Genomic DNA, 19,510 nt, shown 5'->3' on the forward strand with positions numbered 1-19,510 from the left:
ATTGGGTATCGCACAACGCGGAGTGCTCATGTCCGAATCTGTTCGCCAAGTTACCTTCATACCCGGTGAGAACGCGCCGGTTTCCCCGCACCTTCAGGTGTGGAAGTTCACCTGGACCATGGCTGCGTCCATCTCGCAGCGTATTTCCGGCGTCGGCAATGCCATCGGCATGCTGCTCCTGACCGCGTGGATCACGTCCGCCGCGATCTCCGAGAGCGCTTTTGATGCCGTCAGCGGCTTCCTCGGCTCGCCCATCGGGATCGTGCTGCTCGCTGGCTTCACGGCGAGCGTGATGTTCCACATGCTCAACGGCCTTCGCTACCTCGCCATGGATTCAGGCAAGGTGATTTCGAAGGAAGCCGGCAACGTCACCTCCGCGCTGGCCTATATCGGTGCCGTGGTCCTGACCGCCGCGATCCTTTTCGCAGGGTTCAGCTTCGCAGGAGGTGCAAACTGATGGCTTCCGCAGCGACCAAGCATTTCATCCGCCAGCGCTTCACCGCTATGGTGCAGGTCCCCCTCACCGTCTGGCTCGTCATCTCCGTCATCACCATGATCGGCGCAACCCGCGTCGAGATGCTCGAATGGGTCTCGACCTGGTGGGTGGCAGCGCTTCTTGTCACATGGTTCCTGTCCGTGCCGCTCCACATGTCGATCGGTATCGGCGACATCATTGACGACTACATTCACAAGAAAGGCTCGCGCTCGGCGCTCAGCCTTCTCAACTCCATCTACGCACTTGCGATCGGTGTGGTCGGCGTCTTCGCCGTGATTGCCATCGCGTTCATCGCCTAAAACGAGGTACCCTGAGTATGTCCGCGACCATGCCGACTTCTTCCTACGAGATTGTCGATCACGCCTATGACGTTGTTGTTGTCGGCGCTGGCGGTGCTGGCCTGCGCGCCACCCTCGGGGCGGCGGAAGCCGGCCTCAAGACGGCCTGTGTGACCAAGGTCTTCCCGACCCGCTCGCACACCGTCGCAGCGCAAGGGGGCATCTCCGCTTCCCTTGGCAATATGGGCGAGGACGACTGGCGCTGGCACATGTTCGATACCGTGAAGGGTTCGGACTGGCTGGGTGATCAGGATTCGATCGAGTATCTCTGCAAGAACGCTCCGGCTGCCGTTTATGAGCTTGAGCACTGGGGCGTGCCATTCTCGCGGACCGAAGAGGGCAAGATCTACCAGCGCGCCTTTGGCGGCATGACGAAGAACTTCGGCGAAGGCCCGGTGCAGCGCACCTGCGCCGCCGCGGACCGGACCGGTCACGCGATCCTTCACACCCTCTACGGCCAGTCGGTCCGTCAGCAGGCTGAGTTCTTCATCGAGTACTTCGCCCTCGATCTCATCATGGATGGCGGCGAGTGCAAGGGCGTGATGTGCTGGAACCTGGCCGACGGCACGATCCACCGCTTCCGCGCGAAAATGGTGATCCTCGCCACGGGCGGCTATGGCCGCGCCTATTTCTCGGCCACCTCGGCCCACACCTGCACCGGCGATGGCAACGCCATGGTCCTGCGCGCAGGCCTGCCGCTTCAGGACATGGAGTTCGTGCAGTTCCACCCCACCGGCATCTACGGCGCGGGCTGCCTGATCACCGAGGGTGCCCGCGGTGAAGGCGGGTATCTCACCAACTCCGAAGGCGAGCGCTTCATGGAGCGCTATGCTCCGTCTGCGAAGGATCTCGCGTCCCGCGACGTTGTCAGCCGCGCCATGACCATGGAAATCCGTGAGGGCCGCGGCGTCGGCAAGGATGGCGATCACATCCACCTCAACCTCAACCACATCCCGGCGGAAACGCTGGCCGAGCGACTTCCGGGCATCTCCGAGACCGCAAAGATCTTCGCAGGCGCCGACGTCACGAAGGAGCCGATCCCGGTGATCCCGACCGTCCACTACAATATGGGCGGTATCCCGACGAACTATCACGGCGAGGTCCTGACCAAGGTCGACGGCAATGCCGACTCGGTCGTTCCGGGCCTGATGGCCATCGGCGAAGCGGGCTGTGTCTCCGTGCACGGAGCGAACCGTCTTGGTTCGAACTCGCTCATCGACCTCGTGGTCTTCGGACGGGCCGCTGGCCTGCGCTGCAAGGAGATTGTTGATCCGTCCACGCCGGTTCCGGACCTGCCCAACGGCGCAGGCGACAAGTCGCTCGATCGCCTCAACCGCTTCCGTTACGCCGATGGCGGCACCGGCACGGCCGAGCTTCGCCTCGAGATGCAGAAGGTCATGCAGAACAACGCTGCCGTCTTCCGCACCGGCGAGGTCCTGAAAGAAGGCCAGGAGAAGATCCGCAAAGTCTATGGCGGCGGTGACGACATCTCCGTCAGTGACCGGACGATGGTCTGGAACACCGACCTCGTCGAGACGCTGGAGTATGACAACCTCATCGCCCAGGCGATCGTCACCATCGACTCGGCTGCGAACCGCGAGGAAAGCCGCGGCGCCCACGCCCGCGAGGACTTCCCCGAGCGCGACGACGACAAGTGGATGAAGCACACCATCGCCTGGTTCGAGAACGGCGAAAGCGACATCGACTACCGCCCGGTCCACACCTGGACCCTGTCGAACGAGATCAGCTACATCGAGCCGAAAAAGCGGGTGTACTGATCTTTTGCCTCACGCGCCGGTGGCGCTCCGGCGGGGCGGGCCTGACCGGCCCGGACACCCAACTGGGTGCCTTCGAGCGGAGAAGTCGTTTCGGCGCGTAGCTCACATTATAGCCCCGCTTCGGCGGGGCTTTTTCTTTGGTAAGTTGGGTACCCTTGGCGCTCGGCGCCGTTCTCGTTAGTCTCGCAACTCAATCACATGAGGGATGCGCCATGCTCTCCGTCCTGCTTCTTGCTGCTGCCATGACCACCCAGGCTGCCGATACCGGCGATGCCTACCGCGCGTGCGTGGACATCAAGCGCAGCCGAGCTCGCCTCGCCTGCTACGACGAGGCGGCCAGCAAGGATGCGGTCCTGATCGCTGAGGCGGAAGCGGTAGCCGAAGAGGCCCGCCTCGCAGCAGAAGCCGCCGAGGCCGCAGCACAAGCTGCTCGGGTTGAGCAGGCAGCGACGAGCCCGGCACCCATCACCACGCCGGCCCCCAACATCGAAGACGAAGACCTCGCCGCAGCTCAGGCACGCGCCGCTGCCGCGGAACGCCGGGCCCAAGAGGCCGAGAGAGAACTGCAGGAAGCGCGCGCCCGCGCCGACAAGATCGAGCGCGACAACACCCCCATCCCTTCGCAGTTCACCGCTGGCGTCGACGCCATCGGCTTTGGCCCCTCCGGCGAGATGATCCTCCTCCTCGACGATGGCATGGTCTGGCGCCAGATCCGCGCCGACGGGACGATCCCCGAGAAGAACGCGCGCTTCGTGAAGCAGGTGAAGGTGACCCAAGGGGCGCTCGGCAGCTGGCGCATGAAGCTGATGCCGCTCAACAAGACGATCAAGGTGCGCCCGCGGGAAGACTGACCTTTCGCGGCGCCTCCGTGGCTGGTAACCCCTCGCCCGCGGAGTAACCGAAGAGCGCCATGGCCACGCCCCAGATCAGCTGCCCCCTTTGTCAGCACCCTGACAGAAGCCTCGCTGCCAGCTGGAGCGACTGGGAGGCGAGCCTCGATCACCGCGAGGATGGCCCGATGCGCCTCGAGGCTGGAAAGGCCTGCGGCGTGGCAGACGATGCGCCGGACCTGATGGAATGCGAGGCCTGCGGCTCGGTCGGCATGAGCCTCATCCCGACCCGCGACCAGCTGGGCCAATTCTACGCCAGCTACCACATGACCGGCGGTTTCGTGGACAAGGCGAAGAAGAAGGTGGCCCGGGCGAGAAAGCGCCTGAGGCTCCTGAACCTCCTCGCGCCGCGCCCCAAGGACGGCCCACGGCGGTTCCTCGAAATCGGCGCCTCGATCGGCACGGCAGCCGAGGCGGCCCAGCGGTTCGGCTTCGAAGCCCATGCGGTGGAGATCGACAGCGATGCCGTGACGCGCGGCAAGGGCCTCTTCCCGAAGGTCAGCTTCACCGAAGGCCGCCTCGAGGATGTCGATGGAGAAGGCCGCTTCCACCTTCTTTATGGCGCCGAAGTGATCGAGCATGTGCGCGATCCCGGCGCTTTTCTCGACCATTGCCGGAGGCTCCTGGTGCCCGGCGGCATCCTCTACATGACGACGCCGGACTGTGGGCACAGGCTACGGCCGAAACCTCTCCTCGATTGGCATTCTGTAAAGCCGCCTGAGCATATCAACCTCTTCACCAAGAAAGGGATGGCGGCGCTCCTCTCCGCCCATGGCTTTGCGCGGCACATGCTTCCGCCGCACACAAAGCCCGGCATGAGGATCATCGCCTGGCGCGGCTGAGACCTTCGTAGGGGGCGCGATCATTCGCCCTTTGCAACGCAGCCGCGAAAGGCGTATCTGCCCTTCCAAACACAGCGTTATCAGTGCGGAGCCGCATCACCCATGGTCGAACTCACTCTTCCCCGGAACTCCAAGATCAGCGGAGAGGGCAAAAAGTACGAGGGCAAGGCTGGCGACAGCGCCGAGATGCGCACCGTCAACATCTACCGCTACGACCCTGACAGCGGCCAGAACCCGCGGGTCGACAGCTATAAGATCGACGTCAACGGTATTTCGATGGTGCTCGACCTCCTGATCAAGGTGAAGTCGGACCTCGACCCCACCGTCGCCTTCCGCCGCTCCTGCCGCGAGGGCGTCTGCGGTTCGTGTGCCTTCAATATCAACGGCAAGAACGGTCTCGCGTGTACGACCGGTCTCGATGAGCTCGGCTCGGGTGACATCAACATCTACCCGCTGCCGCACATGCCGGTGGTGAAGGACCTCGTGACGGACCTGACGAAGTTCTACGAGCAGCACGCAGCGATCCAGCCCTTCCTCCAGTCGGACGATGTCCCTGAAGAAGAGCACCTGCAGAGCCCTGAAGACCGCGAGCATCTCGACGGTCTTTATGAGTGCATTCTGTGTGCGTCCTGTTCGACGGCCTGCCCCTCCTACTGGTGGAACGGCAACAAGAAAGCCGAAGGCCAGGAAGACCAGGAATATCTCGGCCCGGCGGCGCTCCTTCAGGCCCACCGCTGGATCAAGGACAGCCGCGACGACAAAACTGACGAGCGGCTCGCCCAGCTGGACGACACCTTCAAGCTCTACCGCTGCCACACGATCATGAACTGCGTGCAGGTCTGCCCGAAGGGCCTGAACCCTGCGGCTGCGATCTCTGAGATCAAGCGCATGCTGGTCGAGCGGTCGGGTCAGAAGGTGACCTAAAAGCGCCCGCGCTTTTAGGTCATCCCGGACTTGATCCGGGATCTATCAAGCGCAAACGCGTTAGGCATTGGACAGACAAGGGGGCTACGGCCCCCTTTTTTCTTGTCTGGGCATCGGCCCGCCCCGGGTGGCGTCTTGGGCAAGGAAGGCTTACGGGCGATCGCATGCGCTCGCCTTTTCTCCTCGTGACCCTCGCCGTCATGCTTGGCTGCATCCTTGATGCGTTGGTCAAATATGTGACGCTGGAGACAGCGCTCCTGACGATGACGGCGTGGCGCTTCATCTTTGGCAGCATGATTGCCGGCACCGTTTTCAAGCTCAGCAGGCAGCCCTTGCCATCGCTCAGGGCCTGGCGGTTTCACATGATGCGCGCCGCGATCCAGACGGTGGCGGTGCTCAGCTTCTTCTGGGCACTGACCCAGCTCGGCCTGGCGGAAGCCACCGTGCTCGGGTTCACGGGTGCACTGATGATGCCGTGGGTCGCCAAAGTCATTCTCGGTGAGAAGGTCGCGCCGCTGGCCATTCTTGCGGGACTTCTTGGTTTCGCAGGGGCAGCGATCGCCGTGAGCGCCGCCCCTGACGGAGCGCCCGCCGATGGTAACCGTGTGCTCGGCAGCCTCGCTGCGCTTCTCGCAGCACTCACCTATGCGGTGGCCGTGGTGCTCCTGAGGCTCAGGACACGGAGCGATACGACGGAGGCTCTGGCCCTCTTCAACAACACGCTGCCTGCAGGGATCTTCACGGTTGCGCTTGGTGCGTCGGCGATCATCGGGCAGCCGCTCGCGCCGCTCCTGCTACCGGCCAGCGCCCTGCCCTATGTCATTGCTCTCGGCTTCGTGGGCTTTTCGATCTGGTGGTTCATGTCCTTAGCCTACCGGGATGCCGAGGCGCAGCACCTCGCGCCGTTTGAATATCTCGCGCTGCCGATGAGCGCTGGGCTCGGCTACGTATTCTTTTCAGAGGTGCCGGGCTGGCAGCTTTATATCGGCGCACTGATTATTATCGGTGCCTGCCTCGCCGTTGTCTTCCAAGGCTACTTCAGCAAGACCAAGCGGCCCGTGAGCGACATCCTGACATGACAAAGGGGCCCGGAGGCCCCTTTGCAACTCGCGATCCTTCTTCGGGGATTAGAACGGGTTGAGGTCACGCTTCGGCGTGAACTTGATGTACTCGACCGAGACGCCAGCCCGCGCGCCAATGCCCGAGCGGAGCGGAACGACGGTCACTTCGCCGTTCGACATGGCCTCGCCGCCGACACCGCCGACGAAGTAGACATTTCCGCCGCCACCGGGGAAGCGTTTGAAGATATTCTCCGTAGGCCCCAGATTGTAGACGGGGATGAAGACTTTCGAGGCATCGCCGCCAAGGTCGAAGCCAAGGCTCGGGCCCTGCCAGTAGACCTCCACCGGTGCCGTGTTCGGGCGGTAGAGGAGGCCCTTGCCATAGGTCACGCCGACGCCGACCGCGCCGCCGACTTCCTCACCGGCGATGAAAGCCTGGGGGCGGTCTTCGCGGGCGAAAAGGTTGTCGACCACCTCAGCCATCTCGGCGGAGAACTGGCCGAACGCGTCCTCGGCCTCATCGACAAGGGTCACCTTGCGATAAGTCGGGTACTGAAAGTCCGTGCTGACTTCGGGCCGCGCGACGGGGCTTGCCGCCGTCTCGACGGTCGCCTGATTGCCGACGCTGGAGCACGCGGTGGTGGCGAGAAGCGCTGCGCCGAGGGCTGCTGCGCTGATCATTTTCGTGGGCATGTTGCCTCCCTATCTGCGGCATTCTGGCCGCGGGGTGATACTTGGCGCATCAACAGCCGTGTTGAAGTGTCCTCCCGGAAAGGCGGGATCAACTTGTCTTGAGGGCCCTTAACAGCATGGCCGGATCGGCATTGCCTCCCGACAGCGTAATGGCCGTCGTCCGGCCCTTGGTGGGCACCTTGCCTGTAAGCACCGCCGCCAGCGCCACGGCGCCGCCGGGTTCGACGACTGTCTTGAGCTCGGTGAGTGCAAAGGCCATTGCGGCCAGCGCTTCCTCATCGGTGACCGTGACGGCCTTGGCATCAAGGCTCCTGAGGATCGGCAGGGTCAGGTGCCCGGGGGTCTCCACCAACAGTGCGTCGCAGATGGACCCGCCTCGCCGTGTGTTGGTCTCGAGCTGCTCCGACGCCAGCGAGCGGGCCATGTCGTCAAAGCCTTCAGGCTCCACGACCACGATCTCGCAGTCGGGGTAGGCCTCCCGCACCGCTAATCCCATGCCTGAAGCGAGACCTCCGCCCGAGCAGCAGACGATAAGCTGGCCGATCGGCTCCGCTGCCTGCTCGGTGAGTTCGAGCCCGGCGGTGCCTTGCCCGGCGATGGTCAGGGGGTGGTCGAAGGGCGGGATGAGCTTGGCGCCGCGTTCTTTTGCCAGCCGACCGGCGATCTCTTCTCGGCTTTCGGTTTCGCGGTCGTAGAGGATGACTTCGGCCCCGTCCCGCGCGGTCCGCTCACGCTTCGCCTCGGGAGCGTCGGCGGGCATGACGATGGCGGCAGGGACGTCCGCGAGCTTCGCGGCCCGCGCGACGCCCTGGGCATGGTTGCCCGAGGAATAGGCAACGACGCCGCGCGTCTTCTCCTCCTCGGTCAGGGACAGGACGTGGTTGAGCCCGCCGCGCAGCTTGAAGGAGCCTGTGCCCTGGAGGTTCTCGGCCTTGGCGAGAATCCGCCCGCCTGCCGCTTCGTCCAAGGCAGGCGCGGAGAGGACAGGCGTCCTGACAACGCGGCCTGCGAGGCGTTTCTCGGCGGCCCTGATGTCTTCGATTGTCACGGAGGCGTTGTCAGCCATGCCAGCGGTCCCTAACAGCGCGCGGAATGGCGCAGACACTCGACCAATATCAGGCGCTTCTCAAGAGCGGGAAGCTGCGGGAAGATCCGGCCCAGAGGGAGGCCGCTGAGCTCCTCGGCAGGCTCGAAGACCGTCTGCGTACGGAGAAGCGGCGCAGCCTTCCCTGGCAGCCGCCGCGCGAGGCAGGCGGCATCTACCTCTATGGCGGGGTGGGCGCAGGCAAGACCCTGCTGATGGACCTCTTTGCTGACCATGCGCCTGACCTGCCGACGCGGCGGGTCCACTATCACGTGTTCATGGAGGAGATGCACAGCTTCATCGCAGGCTGGCGTGACATGGGCGAGAGCGAACGCAGGCGGCACCCTGCCCGTGCGCGGCGGTCGAGCCTTGACGATCCAATCCCCCACGCGGCGAAGCAGGCTTTTCAGCAGGCAGAGCTTTTGTGTCTCGACGAGATGCAGGTGACAGACATTGCCGATGCGATGCTCCTCGGGCGTCTCTTCGAGCAGTATTTCACGCGGGGCGGCACGCTGGTCGTGACGTCGAACCGCCATCCCACTGATCTTTACAAGGACGGCATCAATCGCGAGCTGTTCCTGCCCTTCATAAGCATCATCCAAGAGACGCTTGAGGTCCATGAGCTGGCAGCCGCAGAGGACTACCGCCTGTCAGGGCTCCAGAAACACGGGCTCTATTTCTCGCCGCTCGGGCATGAGGCTGACACGGCGATGGACCGGGCGTTCGAAGCACAGCTGATGGGCAAGGATGCTGTTCCTGACAGCCTGACGGTGCACGGACGGACAATCCCTCTCGACAGGACAGCAGGCGATGTTGCGCGGGCGAGCTTCTCGGAGCTTTGCGAGCGGCCTCTGGGCGCAGGGGAGTACCTTACCCTCTCACGGCGCTTCGCGACGGTGTTCCTTGACCGCATCCCGCTGTTGAGCCCTGAGAACGCCGATGCGGCGAGCAGGTTCCGTACACTGATTGATGCACTCTACGACCATCGCTGCAAGCTCGTGTGCTCTGCCGATGCCGAGCCTGACCAGCTTTACGCATCAGGCAAGCTGGCGTTCGAGTTCGAGCGGACGGCAAGCCGGCTCTTCGAGATGCGGTCTGAGGACTACCTCACCCAGTCCCACAGGACGGACGAGGACTAAGCCTAGAACGGCGAGACCAGGAAGAAGGGCAGATCCTCGCCCCGCATGGTGCTCATCATCAGCCAGATGACGAAGACGGCGTAAGCGGCGGCGACGAGCTTCACCAGCCACGCGCCAAGATCCCCCTTGATAATCCGTGACAGGACAAACCCGACGGCAGGCACAAAGTGCAACGCGTGGGTCGAGAAGAAGTGCGCAGCCCTGAGGTCCCCGCCCTCGACCCGCCAGCCGAAAAAGCCCTTGCCGTAGCCTGTGATCGATCCGCCATAATCGTTCATCGGGCTCGTCAGCGGAAAGGCGACGATGATGGTCAGAAGGAAGGTGATCAGGAGGCCCCATCCGATCGACGAGGCGAAGACAGGGTTCGGCATCTCCCGCTGGGCCCTCAGCACACAGAGCCCTTCGGTTAGGGAGCCGATCAGGAGCACGATCGCGAAGAGGCCTGAAAGCGGATAAAGGATCGTGTAAAGACCACCGTCAAAATTGAAGTGCGAGCGGATTCCCTGCGCCCCGGCTGACCACAGCCATGCGGACTCGAAGATGATGGCGATGGCCACAGCCGCGACGGTGGCCTTGAAGGCGAAGCTCTGCCGCGCCTCCTCCCGCATCCAGCGGGTGAAGAAGGCGAGGGTCAGGAGATAGATGCCGAGGGATGTGTTGAACTTGATCGACTTAACCCAGTTGCCCTGGCCGTCGACCAAGCGGTCATCGAAATATTCGAGCCCCATGAAGACCGGCACGCTTGCGAGCAGCAAGAAACCCAGGACCGCATAGACCGGCTGCCGCCTGTAGAGTTCGCGCATCGATCATCCTCCCCCTGCAAGAGGGAAGATGATTTGTCGCAGGCAGTCGCGCAAGCCCTTAGGCTTGCTGGCGCCGCTTCCTGATGAGCGCTGCGCCGCCGAGGAACAGGAGCCCCGCGGCAGGGACCGGGATGGCGGCCGTGTCCATGGCCTCGACCGAGACATTGTCGATCAGCGCCAGGGGCCCAGTTGTGCGGTTGATGATCCGCAGGACCGTCGAGGTGCCAAGCGCCGTGAAGGTCGCAGTGCGGGCGTTGTAACCCTGGCTGCCAAAGATGCCGGACAGACTGAGAGCCTGGCCATCGATCTCGACGGAAATGTCTCCCAGAGCGTTATCGATGCTGAAGGCGTATTCCGCACCGGCCGTCGTGGAGAGGGTCTGGCTGATCGTGCCGAAGGGTGAAGAGGCGGAGAGCGATGTCAGGTCGACAAAGGCCTGACCCGAGCTCGGCTGAATGCCGTCGGTGGTATTCTTGCCCCAGGCGACCTGCGCCTCGGCCGTCCAGCCGGTCATATTTGTGTCGCCAGGATTGATGACGTCATAGCCGGCGACAGTGTTGACGTGGTTGCCATCCTCGAAACCGCCATTGGTCACGATGTTGGCGTGTGCCAGACCGAAGGCTGCGCTTACGGATGCTGCGGCCAGTAGAAGTGATTTCATGAGACGTCCCCCTTGGATCCAAGGGAAACTCGTTCAAATCTAACGAAAAGTCCAACCTCTTTTTACTTTTGGTTTACGTTGTTCCTGAGGCAGGAGTCTCTTTGGCACCTTAGCGGCTGCGATCCAGCACTGGAGAAAAGCCGCCCATAATCATGCGCTTGCCGTCGAAGGGCATGTTGGCGATTTTCTCGTCCTTCATCCGTGGATCGTCCATCGCCGATTTCATCGCCTGATCGCGCACCTCTTTTGAGGGCCATTCGAGCCACGAGAAGATGATCGCCTCGCCCGCCTCGCGCTTCACCGCGAGGGGCATGGACGTAAGCTCTCCGTCCGGCACATCGTCTTCCCAGGCCTCCACATGGCGGAGGCAGCCATGGTCCAGGAAGACCTTCGCGACCGCCTCTGCGTGCTCGATGAACTCCTGCTTCCGCTCCTTTGGAACAGAGGCCACAAATCCGTCCACATACGTCATGTCTGTTCTCCCATATGGGCTGCCTCAAGGGCGGCGATGTCGAGTTTGAGCGTGCGCAGTCATCTCCGAGCCAACCTTGCTTTTCGCGGCCCTGAACCTGCTCAGTTCCCAGAACCTGCGCGGCAGGGCGTCGCGGGTCCAGCAGCCTTGGCAGCCCACGCCTTCGCATGCGCACCCGCCTTCTGGACATTCGGTAAGGTCGCCACTAGCGTCCGGCGCTTTGTGGCAGGGCCCCGAAGGAGCGGCACATCATGGATTTTGAAGCGCTAATCAGGGCTGCGAACGGTTTCGTCTGGAGCCAGTTCTTCCTGCTCCCGCTCCTCCTCGGCACCGGCCTGTTCCTGACGGTCGGCCTCAAGTTCATGACCGTGCGCAAGCTCGGCTATGCTTTCTCGGAGCTCTTCCGTAAGCGGTCGGGCCAGAGCGCGGGCGATGTCTCACCGTTCGCGGCGCTGATGACCGCGCTCTCCTCCACCATCGGTACCGGCAACATCGCAGGCGTCGCGGCCGCTATCGCGATCGGCGGTCCGGGCGCTGTCTTCTGGATGTGGATGACTGCCATCTTCGGCATGGCCACGAAGTATTCCGAGGGCGTCCTTGCCCTCCGCTACCGGGAGAAGGACGCCAATGGCAACTTCGTCGGCGGCCCCATGTATTACATCAAGAATGGCATGGGAAAGGGCTGGGCATGGCTTGGCGCGACCTTCGCCATTTTCGGCGTCCTCGCCTCTTGGGGTACGGGCGCGCTCATCCAGTCGCAGTCGATCTCGGATGCTGTCCGGGAGACCTACGCTGGCAGCCCTGACGGCGCGCTCTACGGCCTGATGCCGGTGATCCTCGCGGTCGTCCTCGCGCTCGGCGCAGCGGCCGTGATCCTTGGCGGCGTGAAGCGAATTGCAGGGGTTGCCTCGAAGCTCGTGCCGATCATGGCGATTGCCTATCTTGGCGCAGGGCTCCTCGTGATCGCCCTCAACTTCGACCAGGTCCCCGAAGCCTTCAGCCGCATCTTCGCCCGCGCCTTCGGTATCGACGCGGCAGGTACTGGCATCTCGATCGGCCTCCTGATGCTCGCCATGCAAAAGGGTGTAGCACGCGGCATCTTCTCGAACGAAGCGGGCCAAGGCTCGGCGCCGATTGCGCACGCGGCAGCCCAGAACAAGGACCCGGTGAACCAGGGCATCATCGCCATGCTCGGCACGGTGATCGACACGCTGATCGTCTGCACGATCACGGCGCTGATCATCCTGACCTCCGGCGTTGTTGGGGACAGCTGCCTGCCTTCGACGATCACCCTGGAAGTCTTCCAAGCCGATGGTCAGCCTGCAGGCTGTGACACTGGCGCGCCGCTGACCGTGGCGGCCTTCGATGCGACGCTGACTGGCATCGGCAAGCACATCGTGACCCTCGGCCTTGTGGTCTTTGGTTTCACGACGATCCTTGGATGGAGCTATTACGGTGAGCGCTGCTGCGCCTACCTCTTCTCCGAGCGTTCGGTGGTGCCGTTCCGGATCTCGTGGATCTTGGTCGTCTTTGTCGGCGCGCTCTCGATCGCCTTCGAGGGCTCGGTGGCGAACATCGTCAACATCTTCTGGCTGGTGGCCGATACGCTGACAGGCCTGATGGCGGCGCCGAACCTCGTGGCGCTGATCGTCCTCAGCCCGGTCATCTTCAAGATGACCAAGGACTACTTTGCGGCGAAGGCGGAAGGCTCAACGGCAGACGCCATTGCCGCAGCGAAGGAGGCCTCCGAAGAGGTCTCGCCGCTCGGCAAGGACTAAGCTGAGGGAAAAAGCGACCTCCGCGTGTTAGTGGAGGTCGACGGTCAGGGGCTGTTTGGCTCGGCGTCGCTCGTGCTTGCGCAGGAGCTCGCGCCTGACGAGCGCCACGTTGCGCTTGTTGGCCTTGAAGGCGACGTCGAAGAGATCGCCCAAGAGCGGGACCGAGCCGATCACCGCATCGAGCGTTGTGTTCATCAGCATGGTCAGGAGCGTCCGCTTGCGCGCACCCGCCCTCGCTGCCTCGGCGATAAGATAGCCCGAGATGCCGAGCGCTGCCGCGTCGCCAACCACCGGGACGAGGCCCAGGATACTGTCGAAGCCGAAACGGATACCGAGGAAGCTGAACCTCGAGTCGAGAAGCGTCGCGATGTGATCAAGCCGCTCGACCTCTTTCGGGAGCGGATCAACGACCTCGGCGCGACCGCGGCCGGAGCTGCGGAACGTCCGTCCCGAAACACCTGGCCGCGCGCTTCTTTCCAGAATGCCCTGCCGCATCAGCATGCTGACCTTAGCGGGTCAGGATGATGTAGACGGCGTGGATGACGCCCGGGATGTAGCCGAGCAGCGTCAGGACGACGTTGATCCAGAACTGGACGCCAAGGCCGACCTGAAGGGCGACGCCGAGCGGCGGGATGAGGATCGAAAGGATGATGCGAAGAATGTCGGCCATGTTTTGCCTCCGTGGGTTTCTCACGGGGACCAACGGGCAGGCTGGCCGCTCTGTTCCTCAAGAAACTTCGCATTTGCGTGGGTGCGCCCCGAAGGGAGCGCCCATCCGGGCCTGATCAGAAGGCGTATTGCCAGCCGATCTGGGCGGTCAGGTCGGTCTCGAGTTGAGGGCCGTTGAGGTTGCGGTAGAGCGGCAGACCGATCTCCGCCGCGATGCGGTGCCCCCGAACAACGCCTTCCTGACCCGCATAGTTCACGCCGAGGAAGACCTCGACGGTCTCCCCTCCGAAATTCGCGGGATCGGCCGTCTGCACAGGCGCAGCGATAAGTGGATCCTGCCCGTCAATGGCGCCTTGAGAGACCCCCTTGAGGCGCAGAAAGCCTGCAAGCGCATGGCTTTGCGCAAAGCCCAGCCAAGCCGTCACCTCGGCCCGGTCGCCAAGGGTGTAACCCTCGTCAATGCGGCCCGAGCGGACGGTCCCTGAGACCTGAGCGCCCCAGGCGATCTTGTCCCTGCGGTCACGGTAGGTGATCCCCGGTTTGAAGTCCGTGGTGCCTGACCCGAGCTGCATCGGGTAGGGAAGCCGCGGTTCCGGCCGCATACCCATCGGCGTCAGGATCTGGTCGGTCTCCTCAATGGAGCCCGTGGGGAAGCTGACCCCGAGATTGAGGTTCAGCTGGAACTCCTCCCGCGCGCCATCGTCGATGCCGATGATCGCAGCGAGGGTCGTATCGCCAAACCCAGCCGTTTCGGTCTCGAAATTGCCAAGCTCGGCCCGGCCCATGCCCCCTTGGAAGGTCACATGGTCCATGGAGTTGGTAAGGTAGCTGCCCATCGCCATGACGTGATGCGGTCGGTGAGGCCAAGCATGGCGCCGACCATATGCATGTCCATGGTCATCTCGAGGGGCACGACCCGCAGCGTCGGCGGCTGCATGGGCTGACCGAAGAAGCGGTTGGGCACCGTCGTGGCGATCTCTTCGGGAGAGAGGGGGTCGTTGCCTTCGCGGTTGCCCTCCATCTCCATGCGCATGAAGCGGTAGGAGACCATGACCTCGCCAGCCTTGTGGCGGTGGTCGGCCATGACGCCGATAGGCGCATGGTCAGCGGCGTGGGGCCCGTCATGGGCGAAGGCGGGGTTGAGGGTCGGCGCGAGGGCCGTCGAAGCAAGCGCGAGGGCTGCGACAGAGAAGCGTTTCATGGGTTGTTCCTACTGGTCGAATGATCGTTCGGTTGGGAGAGATCAGACGATGGCAGGTGGTGCCCTCGAAGGCGGGGCGCGCCAGCTCCAGTCGATGAACGCCCGCCTGGCCGAAGGCGGCAGGCGTGTTTCCGAGCGGAAAACCCGCTTCGGGAGAGACACCGCGCTTCTCAGGAGCGCCTCGGTAACGGCCGGGACGCAGTCGCCGCAGCAAAGTTCGAGGATTTCCTCCTCAGGCTCCTCGCCAAGATCGAAAGGCACCTCAGTGACATGCCCGCCGGAGCAGAGCGTCACCATGGGCGTTTCCGGCGTGAAGGAAAGGCGCAGCTCTCCCCCCGTCAGCCCGACAAGGACCGCCGCGAGAAGAGCAATACGGCGAATGGCGTTCACGGCCCGCTCCCTAGGCGAGGACATTGACCCTGCCTAGGTGCGGTCAGGCCCGTGCGGTGTCGGTCAGGCCTTGCGGAGGCGGCTCCTGACGCTTGCCGCACCGAGCGCGGACAGGAACAGGAGCGCCGCGCCCGGAACCGGGATCTGGGCCTGGGCCGCGATGAAGTCGTCGAGGGAGACCTCCTCACAGCAATCGCCATCGGTTTCGGGGCCCTCGAAGAGGACCAGCCTGACGATCGGGCTCGAGGCGAGGATGCCGAAGAAATAGGGATCGCCTTCCACCGCATTGTCCGGGAAGAGATCGAGCGACGTGGACATGCCGTCGGCAAAGCCGATGACGACTTCGATGGGCCCGGGCGTATCGGGGTCGAAGGACCTGATGTCGAAGCCGAGCGCGGTGTAGCCGAGCTCCGATACGAGCGAATAGGAGAAGACCTCATCATTGCGGCTCTGCCCGAACATCGACTTGTTCGAACCGAAGACCGTCAGCTGGCTGCCAGACGTTCCGGCGAAAAGATCCGGCAGAATCTGGGCGCCGAGAAGATCGTCGCCATTGTTGAAGGCGCTGAAATCCTGAAGCGTCAGCGGCGCGCCGCCAAGGGCCGCAAGGAAGCCCGCCTGGTCCCCCTCATAGGTATTGAAAACGGCTGCGTGGCCGGTGGTGGCCAGCATTCCGGCGCATGCAAGGCCGGTGAGTAGTGAGCGCATGATTTCCCCTCCAATTGCTCTTGCCTGAAAGGTTAACAGGCCAGGACAGGCACCAAGATCACGAGCCGGTGCGCGGCTGCGATTGAGCGGAAATGCGACTGCTGCGCGGTTTGACCGGGAGCAATTGAGTTCGCCGCTTCCCCCGGTTAGACGCGCCGCACAACAGATCACTTCCCAGCCAAGGAGACCCCAATGGCCCGCAACAAGATCGCCCTTATCGGCTCTGGCATGATCGGCGGCACGCTCGCCCACATCGCTGCCCAAAAAGAGCTCGGCGACGTCGTCCTCTTCGACATCGCTGAAGGCATCCCCGAGGGCAAAGGCCTCGACATCGCCCAGTCCGCTCCGGTCGACGGCTATGACAGCCGCCTCAAGGGCACCCAGGACTACAAGGACATCGAAGGCGCCGATGTCTGCATCGTGACCGCTGGCGTCCCGCGCAAGCCGGGCATGAGCCGCGATGACCTCGTCGAGATCAACCTCAAGGTCATGAAGTCGGTGGGTGAAGGCATCGCGAAATACGCACCGAACGCCTTTGTTATCTGCATCACCAACCCGCTCGACGCGATGGTCTGGGCCCTTCAGAAGTTCTCTGGTCTGCCTACGAACAAAGTCGTCGGCATGGCTGGCATCCTGGACAGCTCGCGCTTCCGCATGTTCCTCGCCGAGGAGTTCAATGTCAGTGTCGAGAGCGTCACGGCCTTCGTCCTTGGCGGCCACGGCGACACGATGGTCCCCTCGCTCCGCTACTCGACCGTCGCAGGCGTTTCGCTGCCGGACATGGTCAAGCTCGGCTGGACCACTCAAGAAAAGCTCGACGCCATTGTCGACCGCACCCGCAAGGGCGGCGGCGAGATCGTCGGCTTGCTGAAGACCGGCTCGGCCTACTACGCTCCGGCCGCCTCGGCCATCCAGATGGCTGAGAGCTACCTCAAGGACAAGAAGGTCGTCGTTCCGTGTGCGGCTTACCTCGATGGTGAGTTCGGCGTGAATGACCGCTATGTCGGTGTGCCGATCGTTATCGGTGAGGAAGGTGCCGAGCGCATCCTCGAGATCGAGTTCACCGAAGAAGAAAAGCAGATGTTCGAGCACTCGGTCGCAGCCGTCGAAGACCTCGTCGAGGCCTGCAAGAAGATCGACCCAAGCCTCGCGTAAGGCGTTCAGTTATTGGACGGAAAAGGCCGCCTCCGGGCGGCCTTTTTCTTGTGGCGCCTTCTGTCCGATTGACCTTGCCTCCAGACGAGGCACATTCCCGGGCATGCGTATTCTCGGCACAGCCCTCCTCGCCCTCACCCTGTCCGCCTGTTCAGGTCCCGAGCTACTCAACATCGTTGCGCCCTCGCTCAGCGGTCAGTGGGAGAAGACGACCGATCTCGCCTATGGCGAGCTGGAACGCCACCGGTTCGACATCTACACGCCCACCGAAGACGGCCCGCACCCGGTCCTCATCTACGTTCATGGCGGCTCGTGGAATTCAGGCTCCAAGGATGACTATCCGTGGCTCGGCCGGAGGTTCGCGGCAGAGGGCTATGTCACGGCCGTGATCAACTACCGGCTCGCGCCTGAGTTCGGCTATGAGGACTTCATGGCGGATACGGCGAAGGCCGTTGCGTTCATCCATCAGAATGCGGAGCAATGGGGCGGCGATCCTGAACGCCTGTTCCTTGTCGGGCATTCTGCAGGTGCTTACAATGCCGTGCAGGTGGCGCTCGCGCCGGAGTTCCTCGCAGCCGAGGGCAGCTCTCCTGCCATCATCGACGGCGTTGCAGGCCTTGCGGGACCTTACGACTTCCTCCCTCTCGACGGGCCAGCCACCAAGGCAGCCTTTGGCGTGGCCGAGGACCTCGATGCGACCCAGCCCGTGAACCGGGTCACGGCGGACGCCCCGCCCATGCTGTTCCTTCACGGCGACAAGGACACGGTGGTGAGACCTCGGAACTCGACCCGGATGGAGGAGCTCTTGAAAGCCCAAGGCATCAAGACGCGCTCGGAGATCTATGAAGGCGTCGATCATATCGGCATCATCGTTGCCGTACCGCTGAAGGGGCGTGCGCCAGTGGTGAAGGATATCAACGACTTCTTCGGCCAGACGGACTGACCCCGGACTGCAAACTTGACCCGCGCGGCCAGTGTGCAAACTCCTCTGCCATGAGAGCTCTCCTTCTTGCCGCCGCCGCCAGCCTGTCCTTCGCCCACGCCCAAGGCATCCCCGAGGACGTCAAGGAGACGGCTGACATGCTCATGCGCGCCGGGCTCGAAGACCGGGTCGGCTATGAGACGGTCGAGGACCTGACGACCGAAGTCGGTGCGCGGCTGGGCGGTTCGGAAGCGGAAGCCCGCGCCAGGGACTGGGCCGTGGAGCACCTGAAGGAACTCGGCTTTACCGATGTGCGGGTCGAAGAGTTCACCATGCCCTACTGGGAGCGGCGCTATGAGTATGCGGCGATCGAGAGCCCCTTCCCCCAGGAACTGGAGATCATTGCCCTTGGTAATTCCGTCGGTACACCGAAGGGTGGCCTTTCCGGCGAAGTCGTCCGGTTCGAGACTCTCGATGACCTGATCGAAGCGCCGATGGATGATGCGCTGAAGGGGAAGATCGTGTTCGTCGACGAAGGCATGACCCGCACCCAGGACGGCTCTGGCTACGGCGTGGCTGTCCGTAAGCGTTCGGGCGCTGCCAATGAAGGGTCGAAACGCGGCGCGATCGCAGCGCTCATCCGTTCTGTCGGCACGGACAAACACCGCTTCCCGCATACGGGCGGTATGCGGTATGCGGAAGATGTCGAGCCCATTCCCACGGCGGCCCTGAGCTTCCCTGACGCGGAGCAGCTCACCCGCGCGCTGGAGCGGGGGTCGGTGAAGGTTGGCCTCGACCTTGCCGTGAAGACCAAACGCCAGGTGACGAGCGGCAACGTCATCGCCGATATTAAGGGGCAGACGGACGAAATTGTCGTCATTGGCGGTCACCTTGATAGTTGGGACCTTGGCACCGGCGCCGTCGACGATGGCGCAGGCATCGGCATCACCACCGGCGCAGCCAAGCTGATCCTCGATCATATCGAGGAGACTGGCGAGCAGCCGCTGCGCACGATCCGCCTCATCTATTGGGGTGCTGAAGAGGTCGGCCTCCTTGGTGCGCAAGCCTATGCCGAGCAGCATGCTGACGAAATGGACAAGCACGCCTTTGCTGCCGAGAGCGACTTTGGTGCGCGCAAGATCTGGAAGCTCGACACCCGCTTTGGCGAGGACAAGCTTGGCCTCGCGCGTGAGATGGTCCGTGTACTGCTGCCATTAGGCGTCGCGCCCGGCAACAACATGGCGACAGGCGGTCCTGACGTCACGCCGCTGAGGGCGCGCGGTGTTCCTGTGGTGACCCCGCGCCAGAACGGCTGGGACTATTTCGACCTCCACCACACAGCCGACGACACGTTCGACAAGATTGATCCGGACGAGCTGGCCCAGAACGTCGCGGTCTACGCAGCGATGACTTGGATGGCGGCCAACACCCCCGGCGGATTCCGCGCCGAACCTGCCGCAACCGCATCCGAATAAACCTGTCACAATAGGCAGCTAGGAGGCCGCC

23 protein-coding genes are annotated in these 19,510 nt (G+C 63.4%); 12 read left to right on the forward strand and 11 right to left on the reverse strand.

Translation table 11 applies throughout. From position 1 onward, the window contains the following. The first annotated feature begins 28 nt into the window (after nucleotides 1–28). The 7 genes from sdhC (at nucleotide 29) to HK107_RS04810 (ending at nucleotide 6,347) form a co-directional block, all read left to right on the forward strand. Nucleotides 29–457, forward strand: a complete 429-nt coding sequence (gene sdhC / locus HK107_RS04780) for a succinate dehydrogenase, cytochrome b556 subunit (protein WP_173197227.1) — start codon at nucleotides 29–31, stop codon at nucleotides 455–457. Further along, nucleotides 457–795, forward strand: a complete 339-nt coding sequence (gene sdhD, locus HK107_RS04785) for a succinate dehydrogenase, hydrophobic membrane anchor protein (RefSeq protein ID WP_173197229.1) — start codon at nucleotides 457–459, stop codon at nucleotides 793–795. The genes sdhC and sdhD overlap by 1 nt, the downstream gene beginning before the upstream one ends. Before the next feature lie 17 nt (nucleotides 796–812). Continuing rightward, nucleotides 813–2,612: a succinate dehydrogenase flavoprotein subunit gene (gene sdhA / locus HK107_RS04790; RefSeq protein WP_173197231.1), complete on the forward strand. Its 1,800-nt coding sequence runs from the start codon at nucleotides 813–815 to the stop codon at nucleotides 2,610–2,612. A gap of 212 nt (nucleotides 2,613–2,824) precedes the next feature. Continuing rightward, a complete protein-coding gene (locus HK107_RS04795; protein WP_173197233.1) occupies nucleotides 2,825–3,463 on the forward strand; it encodes a hypothetical protein in 639 nt (212 codons plus the stop codon). A 59-nt stretch (nucleotides 3,464–3,522) separates the two neighbouring features. Further along, the gene (locus HK107_RS04800; RefSeq protein WP_173197235.1) at nucleotides 3,523–4,344 is read left to right on the forward strand and encodes a class I SAM-dependent methyltransferase; all 822 of its coding nucleotides are present in this window, start codon (nucleotides 3,523–3,525) and stop codon (nucleotides 4,342–4,344) included. A gap of 102 nt (nucleotides 4,345–4,446) precedes the next feature. After that, entirely contained in the window at nucleotides 4,447–5,268 is an 822-nt protein-coding gene (locus tag HK107_RS04805; RefSeq protein ID WP_173197238.1) for a succinate dehydrogenase iron-sulfur subunit, read from the forward strand. Nucleotides 5,269–5,432: 164 nt separating this feature from the next. Next, the gene (locus HK107_RS04810) at nucleotides 5,433–6,347 is read left to right on the forward strand and encodes a DMT family transporter (protein ID WP_173197240.1); all 915 of its coding nucleotides are present in this window, start codon (nucleotides 5,433–5,435) and stop codon (nucleotides 6,345–6,347) included. 48 nt (nucleotides 6,348–6,395) lie between these two features. Here the strand turns inward: HK107_RS04810 and HK107_RS04815 are convergent, their stop codons facing one another. Then, on the reverse strand, nucleotides 6,396–7,022 hold the full coding sequence (locus tag HK107_RS04815) for an EipA family protein (RefSeq protein ID WP_233061133.1): 627 nt from the start codon (nucleotides 7,020–7,022) through the stop codon (nucleotides 6,396–6,398). A gap of 88 nt (nucleotides 7,023–7,110) precedes the next feature. Then, the gene (locus tag HK107_RS04820) at nucleotides 7,111–8,088 is read right to left on the reverse strand and encodes a threonine ammonia-lyase (protein ID WP_173197242.1); all 978 of its coding nucleotides are present in this window, start codon (nucleotides 8,086–8,088) and stop codon (nucleotides 7,111–7,113) included. 26 nt (nucleotides 8,089–8,114) lie between these two features. Between HK107_RS04820 and zapE the strand changes: the two genes are divergently transcribed. Continuing rightward, nucleotides 8,115–9,245: a cell division protein ZapE gene (gene zapE / locus HK107_RS04825; RefSeq protein ID WP_173197244.1), complete on the forward strand. Its 1,131-nt coding sequence runs from the start codon at nucleotides 8,115–8,117 to the stop codon at nucleotides 9,243–9,245. 2 nt (nucleotides 9,246–9,247) lie between these two features. Here zapE and HK107_RS04830 read toward each other — a convergent pair whose 3' ends face one another. From HK107_RS04830 to HK107_RS04840, 3 genes are all read right to left on the reverse strand, one after another. After that, the gene (locus HK107_RS04830; protein WP_173197246.1) at nucleotides 9,248–10,048 is read right to left on the reverse strand and encodes a hypothetical protein; all 801 of its coding nucleotides are present in this window, start codon (nucleotides 10,046–10,048) and stop codon (nucleotides 9,248–9,250) included. Nucleotides 10,049–10,106: 58 nt separating this feature from the next. Continuing rightward, on the reverse strand, nucleotides 10,107–10,709 hold the full coding sequence (locus HK107_RS04835; RefSeq protein ID WP_173197248.1) for a DUF642 domain-containing protein: 603 nt from the start codon (nucleotides 10,707–10,709) through the stop codon (nucleotides 10,107–10,109). Nucleotides 10,710–10,818: 109 nt separating this feature from the next. Beyond that, nucleotides 10,819–11,181, reverse strand: a complete 363-nt coding sequence (locus HK107_RS04840) for a DUF1428 domain-containing protein (RefSeq protein WP_173197250.1) — start codon at nucleotides 11,179–11,181, stop codon at nucleotides 10,819–10,821. A gap of 251 nt (nucleotides 11,182–11,432) precedes the next feature. Between HK107_RS04840 and HK107_RS04845 the strand changes: the two genes are divergently transcribed. Then, a complete protein-coding gene (locus tag HK107_RS04845) occupies nucleotides 11,433–12,959 on the forward strand; it encodes an alanine/glycine:cation symporter family protein (RefSeq protein ID WP_173197252.1) in 1,527 nt (508 codons plus the stop codon). A 27-nt stretch (nucleotides 12,960–12,986) separates the two neighbouring features. Here the strand turns inward: HK107_RS04845 and HK107_RS04850 are convergent, their stop codons facing one another. The 6 genes from HK107_RS04850 to HK107_RS04870 all read right to left on the reverse strand — a co-directional run bounded on the left by HK107_RS04850 (nucleotide 12,987) and on the right by HK107_RS04870 (nucleotide 15,927). After that, nucleotides 12,987–13,454, reverse strand: a complete 468-nt coding sequence (locus tag HK107_RS04850) for a DUF4112 domain-containing protein (protein ID WP_173198759.1) — start codon at nucleotides 13,452–13,454, stop codon at nucleotides 12,987–12,989. Between the two features lie 13 nt (nucleotides 13,455–13,467). Then, complete coding sequence (locus HK107_RS04855) at nucleotides 13,468–13,629, reverse strand: YqaE/Pmp3 family membrane protein (protein WP_173197254.1); 162 nt, start codon at nucleotides 13,627–13,629, stop codon at nucleotides 13,468–13,470. A 115-nt stretch (nucleotides 13,630–13,744) separates the two neighbouring features. Continuing rightward, a complete protein-coding gene (locus HK107_RS04860; protein WP_198912295.1) occupies nucleotides 13,745–14,464 on the reverse strand; it encodes a hypothetical protein in 720 nt (239 codons plus the stop codon). Next, entirely contained in the window at nucleotides 14,428–14,829 is a 402-nt protein-coding gene (locus HK107_RS15495; protein ID WP_198912296.1) for a hypothetical protein, read from the reverse strand. Before HK107_RS15495 ends, HK107_RS04860 begins: the two co-directional genes overlap by 37 nt. Nucleotides 14,830–14,871: 42 nt before the next feature. Next, nucleotides 14,872–15,219, reverse strand: coding sequence for a hypothetical protein (locus HK107_RS04865; protein ID WP_173197256.1), 348 nt, complete (start codon nucleotides 15,217–15,219; stop codon nucleotides 14,872–14,874). 63 nt (nucleotides 15,220–15,282) lie between these two features. Next, complete coding sequence (locus tag HK107_RS04870) at nucleotides 15,283–15,927, reverse strand: hypothetical protein (RefSeq protein WP_173197260.1); 645 nt, start codon at nucleotides 15,925–15,927, stop codon at nucleotides 15,283–15,285. Nucleotides 15,928–16,119: 192 nt separating this feature from the next. On the opposite strand from HK107_RS04870, the gene mdh reads away from it, so the two are divergent. The 3 genes from mdh (at nucleotide 16,120) to HK107_RS04885 (ending at nucleotide 19,479) form a co-directional block, all read left to right on the forward strand. Beyond that, on the forward strand, nucleotides 16,120–17,082 hold the full coding sequence (gene mdh / locus HK107_RS04875; RefSeq protein ID WP_173197262.1) for a malate dehydrogenase: 963 nt from the start codon (nucleotides 16,120–16,122) through the stop codon (nucleotides 17,080–17,082). Between the two features lie 103 nt (nucleotides 17,083–17,185). Then, on the forward strand, nucleotides 17,186–18,025 hold the full coding sequence (locus HK107_RS04880; protein ID WP_173197264.1) for an alpha/beta hydrolase: 840 nt from the start codon (nucleotides 17,186–17,188) through the stop codon (nucleotides 18,023–18,025). A 50-nt stretch (nucleotides 18,026–18,075) separates the two neighbouring features. Next, nucleotides 18,076–19,479 (forward strand): M28 family peptidase, encoded by a 1,404-nt coding sequence (locus HK107_RS04885; RefSeq protein ID WP_173197266.1) that lies wholly within the window; start codon nucleotides 18,076–18,078, stop codon nucleotides 19,477–19,479. The last annotated feature ends 31 nt before the right edge of the window (nucleotides 19,480–19,510 follow it).

Origin of the sequence: Parvularcula mediterranea, from assembly GCF_013085255.1 — a bacterium.
GTDB lineage: Bacteria > Pseudomonadota > Alphaproteobacteria > Caulobacterales > Parvularculaceae > Parvularcula > Parvularcula mediterranea.

Excerpts from the sequence above, each read along its gene's own strand:
- sdhC (WP_173197227.1), top strand. The coding sequence starts at position 29 with ATGTCCGAATCTGTTCGCCAAGTTACCTTCATACCCGGTGAGAACGCG.
- sdhD (WP_173197229.1), top strand. The coding sequence starts at position 457 with ATGGCTTCCGCAGCGACCAAGCATTTCATCCGCCAGCGCTTCACCGCT.
- sdhA (WP_173197231.1), top strand. The coding sequence starts at position 813 with ATGTCCGCGACCATGCCGACTTCTTCCTACGAGATTGTCGATCACGCC.
- HK107_RS04795 (WP_173197233.1), top strand. The coding sequence starts at position 2,825 with ATGCTCTCCGTCCTGCTTCTTGCTGCTGCCATGACCACCCAGGCTGCC.
- HK107_RS04800 (WP_173197235.1), top strand. The coding sequence starts at position 3,523 with ATGGCCACGCCCCAGATCAGCTGCCCCCTTTGTCAGCACCCTGACAGA.
- HK107_RS04805 (WP_173197238.1), top strand. The coding sequence starts at position 4,447 with ATGGTCGAACTCACTCTTCCCCGGAACTCCAAGATCAGCGGAGAGGGC.
- HK107_RS04810 (WP_173197240.1), top strand. The coding sequence starts at position 5,433 with ATGCGCTCGCCTTTTCTCCTCGTGACCCTCGCCGTCATGCTTGGCTGC.
- HK107_RS04815 (WP_233061133.1), bottom strand. The coding sequence starts at position 7,022 with ATGCCCACGAAAATGATCAGCGCAGCAGCCCTCGGCGCAGCGCTTCTC.
- HK107_RS04820 (WP_173197242.1), bottom strand. The coding sequence starts at position 8,088 with ATGGCTGACAACGCCTCCGTGACAATCGAAGACATCAGGGCCGCCGAG.
- zapE (WP_173197244.1), top strand. The coding sequence starts at position 8,115 with ATGGCGCAGACACTCGACCAATATCAGGCGCTTCTCAAGAGCGGGAAG.
- HK107_RS04830 (WP_173197246.1), bottom strand. The coding sequence starts at position 10,048 with ATGCGCGAACTCTACAGGCGGCAGCCGGTCTATGCGGTCCTGGGTTTC.
- HK107_RS04835 (WP_173197248.1), bottom strand. The coding sequence starts at position 10,709 with ATGAAATCACTTCTACTGGCCGCAGCATCCGTAAGCGCAGCCTTCGGT.
- HK107_RS04840 (WP_173197250.1), bottom strand. The coding sequence starts at position 11,181 with ATGACGTATGTGGACGGATTTGTGGCCTCTGTTCCAAAGGAGCGGAAG.
- HK107_RS04845 (WP_173197252.1), top strand. The coding sequence starts at position 11,433 with ATGGATTTTGAAGCGCTAATCAGGGCTGCGAACGGTTTCGTCTGGAGC.
- HK107_RS04850 (WP_173198759.1), bottom strand. The coding sequence starts at position 13,454 with ATGCGGCAGGGCATTCTGGAAAGAAGCGCGCGGCCAGGTGTTTCGGGA.
- HK107_RS04855 (WP_173197254.1), bottom strand. The coding sequence starts at position 13,629 with ATGGCCGACATTCTTCGCATCATCCTTTCGATCCTCATCCCGCCGCTC.
- HK107_RS04860 (WP_198912295.1), bottom strand. The coding sequence starts at position 14,464 with ATGGGCAGCTACCTTACCAACTCCATGGACCATGTGACCTTCCAAGGG.
- HK107_RS15495 (WP_198912296.1), bottom strand. The coding sequence starts at position 14,829 with ATGAAACGCTTCTCTGTCGCAGCCCTCGCGCTTGCTTCGACGGCCCTC.
- HK107_RS04870 (WP_173197260.1), bottom strand. The coding sequence starts at position 15,927 with ATGCGCTCACTACTCACCGGCCTTGCATGCGCCGGAATGCTGGCCACC.
- mdh (WP_173197262.1), top strand. The coding sequence starts at position 16,120 with ATGGCCCGCAACAAGATCGCCCTTATCGGCTCTGGCATGATCGGCGGC.
- HK107_RS04880 (WP_173197264.1), top strand. The coding sequence starts at position 17,186 with ATGCGTATTCTCGGCACAGCCCTCCTCGCCCTCACCCTGTCCGCCTGT.
- HK107_RS04885 (WP_173197266.1), top strand. The coding sequence starts at position 18,076 with ATGAGAGCTCTCCTTCTTGCCGCCGCCGCCAGCCTGTCCTTCGCCCAC.